We start from the raw sequence: 5,957 nt of genomic DNA, 5'->3' as shown, positions 1-5,957 counted from the left end.
ACCGACAGATCGGGATCGATCCCGTCGGCTTCCGCCCAGTTGTTATATTTGACCGCCTTACGTTTGGGATATTTCAGAAGATCATCAAAAGAACCTTCCAATAACTTACATCCCCATTCGGTATATATGTCTTTTCCGTCTATTGTCATAATATAAGTGCTGTATGATCCTTATGGGTTATCGTTTTACCTCCCGCGTTCTTTACGAACACCACGGCATAGTTACTCGCATGGATCTCGGCTTCCGCCCCGTGCATCAGGATCACATTGTAGCGACCGATCGTATCAAAATGAAGTATAGCCTTGGAACCGGCCAGGAATACCTTCACCGGATTAACCAGTTCCACATCCGTCTCGATATAAATACCCATGCTTTCAGCCTTCACGCCCCGGAACTCCCGTAATTGTTCCATAGACGGGAAATTGTTCTTCGTGCAGAACTCCGTACCCTGCGGTGTCAGGAGAAGGCGCATAAGGTCTTCCTTACTCTCTGTGCCATGCAAAAGGCGGCAAACGCCTAATCTATTTGCTATTTCAAAAAACTCTTTGTCCATCACATTTTTACTTTTACGTTAATAGTACCTTCCAAAGCATCAACCGTGCCCCTGGTGTTCTCAGATATCTTACTGGCAACCTCTTTGATCTCCTTCGTGTTCTCGGCGATCTGATCGGTATTTTTGCTTACCTTATCTGTAAGGTCCCGGATAGCCTTTACATCCTGCCAACCTTCTTTTTGCAAGTCATAGATAAACTTCATTTGTTCACGGATAGGCTGCATGGAAGCGCGTATGTCTTCCATGATCACACGGGTTGCTCCGGTTTGTCCGGCCAACAGGTTTATGCTTTCCTGTGAGGCTTTGGCATACGCGCCTTTCAGGGAATTATCGGAAACGTCCTCTTCCGTAATCTGTTCATCCTTCATCAAATCATCAGCCCAGCCGAACTGCCTGTCCAATTCTCTCTGTAACTCTTCCGCCATATTGTAGATATAATCCTGTTCCCAACCAGAAAGGACGTTGTCGGCATAGAACTCCTTCAGCTTGTCACGGATCTTCTCCATCGCCTTGGATGATTGGATAGCCGATTTTATAGAGGTTGTCACCATCTGCTGCATCATCTTTTTGACAGTTTCCTTTGCCGACTCCGCCCTATCTTCCCCGGAAGCCCATGCATCGGCGTATGCATCTGCGAAATTCTCTATAGCCGACTTTAAATCCTCTCCGAAGATGGCATCTTTGGCCTTCTCCTTGTTATCGGCGATGGCTTCATTGATCTCATCGATCCGGTTCTGCCATTCCTTGATGCGGTTGTCATCGGTTTTCTTTTTATCCTGTTCTTCACGGATCTGCTGCTGGATAAGGAGCTTCTGCTGTTCTAATAGCTTATTATTCTGCTCGATCAATTTGGAGGCATCTTTTGAATAAGCCTTTTCGATTGACTTTTCCAGTTTATCATACGATTTATCCAAAGTGTCGATCTGATCCTGCAACCGCTCAATGCGCTTCTCGTTTTTAGCGTCATGAATCTTGGCGATGGCGCCGGCCAAAGACGTGACCACACCAATGGCAGCACCGGCAGCTGAACCGATAGGGCCGAACATGGCGCCGGCTTTCGCTCCGTCCATAGCCGAACTTACGGTATCCATAGCCACGCTGAAACCTTCGGCTATCCCACCGAATACACCTCCGAACGAATCACCGAGCTTCGAGAATGTATTAGAGATGAATTGCCCGGCCTGCATCACGTCACCAAGTCCGGACTCTATTTCTTCAAGCCCTTCTTTTAATTTCTTTGCATCATCACCAGCTGAGAACACCTTTTCCAAGCCACCTGCGATCTTGTTGAAAGATGTGTCCATCTGATCAGCTTCCTTGTTGACGTTGCTGATCTCGTCCTTTATGGCCTGTAACTTTTCCGGTGACTTGGAGAGGATATCGAATTGCTCCTTTGTTAAACCAAACAAGCCCTTTCCGTTAGAATCAGTCTTGAACTCACCTTCATTGATATAATCAAGCATCTTTTGCGCTTCATCAGCGATTGTCCGAATATCGGCCACTGTCTTCTTGCTCATATCAGCGAACAGTCGAGTGATGATAGAAGTCTTCTTCTGAGCTTCATCGTCAACAGAGGCAAGAGCTTTCTTCATTTCTTCACCAAGAGAAAGCCGTTTTCCTTCCGTTGTGGCCTTTGCTATCTTCTCATTATAAAGTTCCGTAATAGCCTGACGCTTTTCCAAATATGAGCCGTATTCCTTCAGGTACTCGTTCATGGCGCGTTCTTCTGCTTCAATCTGCTCATGGGTAATATCAGATGTCGCATTTCCCAATTTGACCCCGGCATTAACCTTGGCTATTCGGATCTCAATCGTCTGCTCTTTGGTCAACTTTCCGCCTTGTGCCTCTCTCCATTCCTGTTCTTTAGCGAGTATGGCAGTTATTTCCTTATCGTAGTCAAGGTTTATTTGAGCAATCTTCTTGTCGGAACCTTCTTTCATCAAGTCAATCTCAGATTGCTGGTTTTGACGGCGAAGGTCCAATAATTGTTCTGTCAATTTTTTGCGTAGTTTTAATGCTTTTTCATCTTCACTTACGACCACTTTTGTTTCTACATCCGATGTTGATTCACCAACTACTCCATTTAAGTCTTTGATTTTAGAAATAAAGGGGGCGTATTGTTTTTCAATCATAGAAACAGCTTGTTCCGTGTTGAAAACACTCTTAACATAATCTTCCATTGAGGAAGCAAAATCGTTACCTAATTTTATTTTACCGGTATATTTACGTTGGATGTTGAAATAAGATTGTTGCCATGCTTTTTCCCAAGTAGAACCGGCTTTTTGGAACTCATCGGTCGTCTGCTTGATTTCTTCCACAATCGAATCTACCAAACCCACATTCTTAACCTTATCTGCTAATGACTTGCGAATGTCAGACACCGCCGAAACCTGTTCTTTCAGACCGAAAGTAACAATCTCATCCGTTGCTGAATTTTTAATCTTCAATGCGATCTGCTCCTTTATGGAAGTATTGATTATTGAATAGGCCTCGTTTATCTCTTCCAGACTGCTCTTTTCTGTCAATAGTTTCGGAAGATATTGGCCATACTGATCGTTTACTGCTTTTATCATCTTCTTCCGTTCTTCAGTTCCGGAGTTTGTATGTCTCAATGCTTCAAACAAGCTGCTTAGAGAACGTTCCTCTTTGGCTACTTCTACAGTAAATTCATTAAACGTCTTGTTCAGTTTCTCTTGTTGTTTCTGAGCATTTGTCTGATAAGTCCAAAGTTTATACATCGCTACGCCCAACGCTGCAATAGCAGCCGCCATAATGGCATATGGATTCTTTAACATCGCTGCAGTTTGGGCATTGAATGCTTTTGTAAGCATATTCGTAACTGTCGTATGCTGTATTGTTGCCAAACGACTCAAAGCAAGTGATTTTACATATAGATTATGTACTGTTGCCGTCCCTGCCACAGCGACTTTATAGGTTCCCCAAGCTACAGCCGAAACCTCTAACAAGGATTTCAATGTCATAAGCGAACGTTCTAAATCTCCGCTTTCAAAAGCCTCATTAAATGACTTTGCTATCTCTGAAACTTCTTGCAATATGGCTTCTCCCATTGGACGCAAAGCCGCCTGGATATTATTCGACAAAAGCGTCATTTGATTGCCGGCTTCATCCGCCATCTTCTCAAACGCTGCTTCCGTAGCCCCTAAAGAACTCTGCAACTCTCCGAGATCACTCGCTGCCGACTTTGCATTCTTTCCGGTCAAAGCCAATGTAGCTGCCAACCCTTCATCCGTACCGAGCATTTCCTTCATCTTAGAGGCGGAACCGCCGGCCTTCTCGTTAATCAACTGCAATGCTTCTTGGAAAGTACGACCTTGGAAAGCTGCATCCCCAAGTTCTCCGGCAGTACCCTGGATAGCAGCCCGGATTTGAGTCATTGCCTGCGCTGTCGGCGTTCCCTGTTTGGTCAATGAAGCGACTGCACCCAACACTTGATCGATGCTAATCCCGTATGCGGCCGCAATAGGTGCAACTTGGGCTATGGAAGTCCCCAATTCGCCAAAGGTAGTCTTACCCAACCGGACAGTTGTAAAAAGCTGATCCGAGACCGTACCGGCCTCCTCCGCTGACATCTTATAAGCATTCAGGATCGTTGTTATGGCATCGGCTGCCGTCTCGGCTTCCGTAAGCCCTCCCACGGCAGCTTTAGCCGAGACTTCCAGAATTTTCATGCCATCTGCCCCATCATGACCGGCAGAAACAATACTATAGAGCGCTTTGGCTGCTTCCGGAGCCTTGATCGGTATCTCTTGGGTTATGGACATGACCTGATTCATAAAACCGGTCATGTCGTCCGTCACCTGCGTGGAAATGGTTGCCACTTCCAGCATGTTCTTGCGGAACTCTTTTTCAAAATCGTATGAACTCTTGGCTGCCTTGGCGAATGCCGTCGCCGCACTGATACCGATACCGCCGAATATATCAAAAGATGTAACCTCACTTGCCAAAGTCTTGATAATTCCCATCGCTTCCCGTTTTCCCGCGTATAAGCCGGAATTATCGATACCAGTAGCCATAAATAAGGCTCCGTCCCTGTTTACTATACCCATAGAAATGTTTATAGTAAAATATAAACAGAAGAGTAAAATAAATATGAAAAACCTTGTAGATAAACAAATGTTTATCTATCTTTGTAGTGTCAAGATCTTTTAGATGGATGATAACCAAAATGAGCTAAAGGCTCTGATAGAACATGAAAAGAACAATCTTCTGTTCTATTCTCTTTACTGGGATATTTTAGTACAAAGTACCTCGGAAAGAGAACTTGAAAAACAAATCGACCAGCTTTTAGACCGGTTGATATTGTTACTCAAGTTGAAAGGTTAACAGTTAGTACCCCTTCGGGGGTACTCTCTAAAAGATCTTTTCACCAGACTTTATAATACAAAATATATGGCAAATAAGGATCAAATCAATCAGGAACTGGAAGCATTGAAAAGTAAATTCATGCTCCTGAATACAGACGAAGAACGTAACGCGTTTCGTTCTGAAGTGAAGGCTTTTGCCAACTCAAAAAGCGACGAAGAAAAGCAGTTAGTTAGTGAAGCTTTTATCGAAGGAGCGAATAAAGCTTGCGTAAGAGCCGATAAACTGATTGATGACATGCTTAGGAATAAACTTGATGGTATATATGAATCAGTATCCTGGTCTTACATTGCTCGTACCTATTTCAACAAAAGTCGTGCGTGGTTAAGCCAGCGTATAAACGGTTTAATGATTCATGGCAAAGAAGCCCAGTTTACACATGAAGAAAAACAAACATTATTACAAGCACTCCGCGATATTAGCGGAAAAATAGAACGCACAGCTCGGGTTATCGAGCAAACCCTCTGAAGATCTTGACACATTTACAGAGAACAAAAGCTCGGCTAACTTCACAGTCTGCCGGGCTTTTTTGCTAAAATACAAAATTCATCACTATGACAAAATCTTTTCTCTACTCTCAATGTAATATATAACTATGCCGATGAAACTTTCTTCACCAGCTTCTTTTTACCGGTATCGAAATCGACCATTTCAACCCATTCTCCCTCTTCCTCTTTAGGCGGCGTATCTTCCGAATGAAAATCTTTGGCTCGCCGGTTCATCAGATAGCCCCGTTCACGGAGCATACCGACCAACAGGACAAAGCTACTATCCAATATCCGGTCATGGGAATAACCAAAAGCCTCATTGCAGGTCACTAAGAACATGAAGCTGCTTTGAGGGCCTTCTTCTTCCATGTCTCGCTGTTTCTTTGAAGGGCTATTATCTCCGCTTCGCTTAACGGGCTCACAGCTTCCAGCGCTATGATAGTACGAGAAAAAGGGTTGCAACCGATCCGGTATAAGATGGCATTCAGAAGGATGTAAATATCCTCCCATGTACAGTTATCTTTCAGGGCTTC

5 protein-coding genes and 1 pseudogene are annotated in these 5,957 nt (G+C 44.1%); 2 read left to right on the top strand and 4 right to left on the bottom strand.

All coding sequences use genetic code 11. The features are described from left to right. Positions 1-145: 145 nt before the first annotated feature. Both H8S65_RS20435 and H8S65_RS20430 read right to left on the bottom strand, forming a co-directional pair. On the bottom strand, positions 146-553 hold the full coding sequence (locus H8S65_RS20435; protein WP_186931662.1) for a hypothetical protein: 408 nt from the start codon (positions 551-553) through the stop codon (positions 146-148). Then, positions 553-4,620 carry a phage tail tape measure protein gene (locus tag H8S65_RS20430; protein ID WP_186931661.1) on the bottom strand — a complete coding sequence of 1,356 codons (4,068 nt, stop codon included), beginning with the start codon at positions 4,618-4,620 and terminating at the stop codon, positions 553-555. Before H8S65_RS20430 ends, H8S65_RS20435 begins: the two co-directional genes overlap by 1 nt. Before the next feature lie 103 nt (positions 4,621-4,723). Between H8S65_RS20430 and H8S65_RS20960 the strand changes: the two genes are divergently transcribed. After that, the gene (locus H8S65_RS20960; RefSeq protein ID WP_222616327.1) at positions 4,724-4,897 is read left to right on the top strand and encodes a hypothetical protein; all 174 of its coding nucleotides are present in this window, start codon (positions 4,724-4,726) and stop codon (positions 4,895-4,897) included. 66 nt (positions 4,898-4,963) lie between these two features. Continuing rightward, positions 4,964-5,404 (top strand): DUF5053 domain-containing protein, encoded by a 441-nt coding sequence (locus H8S65_RS20425; protein ID WP_186931660.1) that lies wholly within the window; start codon positions 4,964-4,966, stop codon positions 5,402-5,404. Between the two features lie 125 nt (positions 5,405-5,529). On the opposite strand, the gene H8S65_RS20420 is transcribed toward H8S65_RS20425, so the two are convergent. Continuing rightward, positions 5,530-5,793 (bottom strand): hypothetical protein, encoded by a 264-nt coding sequence (locus H8S65_RS20420; protein WP_186931659.1) that lies wholly within the window; start codon positions 5,791-5,793, stop codon positions 5,530-5,532. Next, positions 5,754-5,957, bottom strand: a pseudogene (locus tag H8S65_RS20955) (hypothetical protein); the annotation flags it as partial. The pseudogene H8S65_RS20955 and the gene H8S65_RS20420, both read right to left, overlap by 40 nt.

This window comes from Parabacteroides hominis (genome assembly GCF_014287585.1).
GTDB classification, from domain to species: Bacteria; Bacteroidota; Bacteroidia; order Bacteroidales; family Tannerellaceae; genus Parabacteroides; species Parabacteroides hominis.
This window is presented reverse-complemented; position numbering and strand designations above follow the sequence as displayed.